Source organism: Dokdonia ponticola, assembly GCF_042653865.1.
GTDB lineage: Bacteria > Bacteroidota > Bacteroidia > Flavobacteriales > Flavobacteriaceae > Dokdonia > Dokdonia ponticola.
In genome coordinates this window covers 1-1536 of sequence record NZ_JBHSFV010000036.1, presented here as the reverse complement: position 1 = coordinate 1536, position 1536 = coordinate 1, and the positions used below count along the sequence as shown (strand labels likewise).

The following is a 1536-nucleotide window of genomic DNA, read 5'->3' as shown; positions in this document are numbered from 1 at the left end:
TGTCAAAAATGTAGAATTCTTCCTATTTAGATTAACTAGAATATTTGCATAAACACAACAATTGGTCTTGATCCCTATTTAGATTAACTAGAATATTTGCATAAACACAACAATTGGTCTTGATCCCTTATAAGCGATGTGACTCATTAAATATTTGCTTACCATTAAAGTTTAATAATACCCTCCAAGGACTATATAAGAGGTGTTTAGGTATGGCTAGGTTGATTTACTAGATAAATAGGGAGGTCAAGGATTAACACAAAAAGTTGTAGTGTGGTTAAAACAAAAAAGCCTAATCTATTTAAGATTAGGCTTTTGCTTAATTTGCTCCCCCTCTTGGGCTCGAACCAAGGACCCTCTGATTAACAGTCAGATGCTCTAACCAACTGAGCTAAGGAGGAGTGTTATTTCCTTTAAGCGGATGCAAATATACACTTTTTTATAACTCACCAAAAAGAATTTTACACTTTTACACACTTTTTTTTATGCGGAGTGATTTTTATGTGAAAACATCATTGCTGTACGTAATACGTGACCTCAACAACATATGATAACCAGCTAATAGTATAGCACGTTTATTTATCTACGTGTGTTAACCTTTTTTGCTTTCACAACATTAAAGGAAAAATACAAAACATGAAATCAAGAATACTCTTTTTAGGCATCCTTGCTGTCATAGGGATCCATACTACAGCATGCAAAACTCAAAATGTATCAAATATCCTCGAGGAGAATAACCTACAAGAATGGTTTGTATATGCCAACTATGGAGAGAAAAATAGTTGGACCCTATATGAAGACAAAATGATCTTTAAATCTCCTTGGAATACAGAAAGTCCTAAAGGGATAGATACCGTTGATGTGTATAGCGAAAACAAATTACCACCCAATCATGTGGTCGTGCGTAACAATAGAAAAAAAGAACCCTACGCAGTGCTCAAAATCATAAAAGCATCCGACGGTAAAAAAATAGGAATGACGCCTATCGTTTCAGGGATGAGTATTCTAGAGGTTGTCGATAAATTTCATACCGAAGAAATTCCTAATTGGATAGATTTAAGACAGCGATATTGGTATAGTAAAGAGATGATCGCTGCAATAGATGCAGCACCTGGATTGGATAAAGTAACAGCAAAGGATATGCTTACTGCTTTGCAATGGCGAGAACCCCTCGCCGAAAAATTACAAGCGTATCTAGAAGACACAAAAGGAGCACGTTCTCATATGATCTATCGGTTTGTAGAAAACTACCGTAATGACCAGTTAATAGAACTTGGGTATAATCCGTATAAACAAGTCCTTTTTAATCTAGAGGAGCAATTTAAAGACGCACCAGAGGTTTTAAAATTACTCAAAGAAGAAATTAAGTTTTAAGTTGTTGGAAGCATATATCAATTAGTGCCCATGTATGGGCTCAACACAAAAAGTTGTGGGGTAATTAAAATTGAGACAACTTTGCTTTAAAAAATTCTATGTCCTCAGATGCTCTATTTGCTGCCGCCAACTTATTACTTCCAGAAGTTCTTGTAACTTATT

At 35.1% G+C, this 1536-nt stretch carries 1 protein-coding gene and 1 tRNA gene; one reads left to right on the top strand and one right to left on the bottom strand.

Annotated features, from left to right (window positions below):
• Nucleotides 1–327 precede the first annotated feature (327 nt).
• Nucleotides 328–401, bottom strand: a tRNA-Asn gene (locus ACFO3O_RS22485).
• Between the two features lie 235 nt (nucleotides 402–636).
• On the opposite strand from ACFO3O_RS22485, the gene ACFO3O_RS22480 reads away from it, so the two are divergent.
• Entirely contained in the window at nucleotides 637–1374 is a 738-nt protein-coding gene (locus tag ACFO3O_RS22480; RefSeq protein WP_379983064.1) for a hypothetical protein, read from the top strand.
• The last annotated feature ends 162 nt before the right edge of the window (nucleotides 1375–1536 follow it).

What these genes read in the sequence shown, in the direction of transcription:
- ACFO3O_RS22480 (WP_379983064.1), top strand. Translation starts at nt 637, where the DNA reads ATGAAATCAAGAATACTCTTTTTAGGCATCCTTGCTGTCATAGGGATC.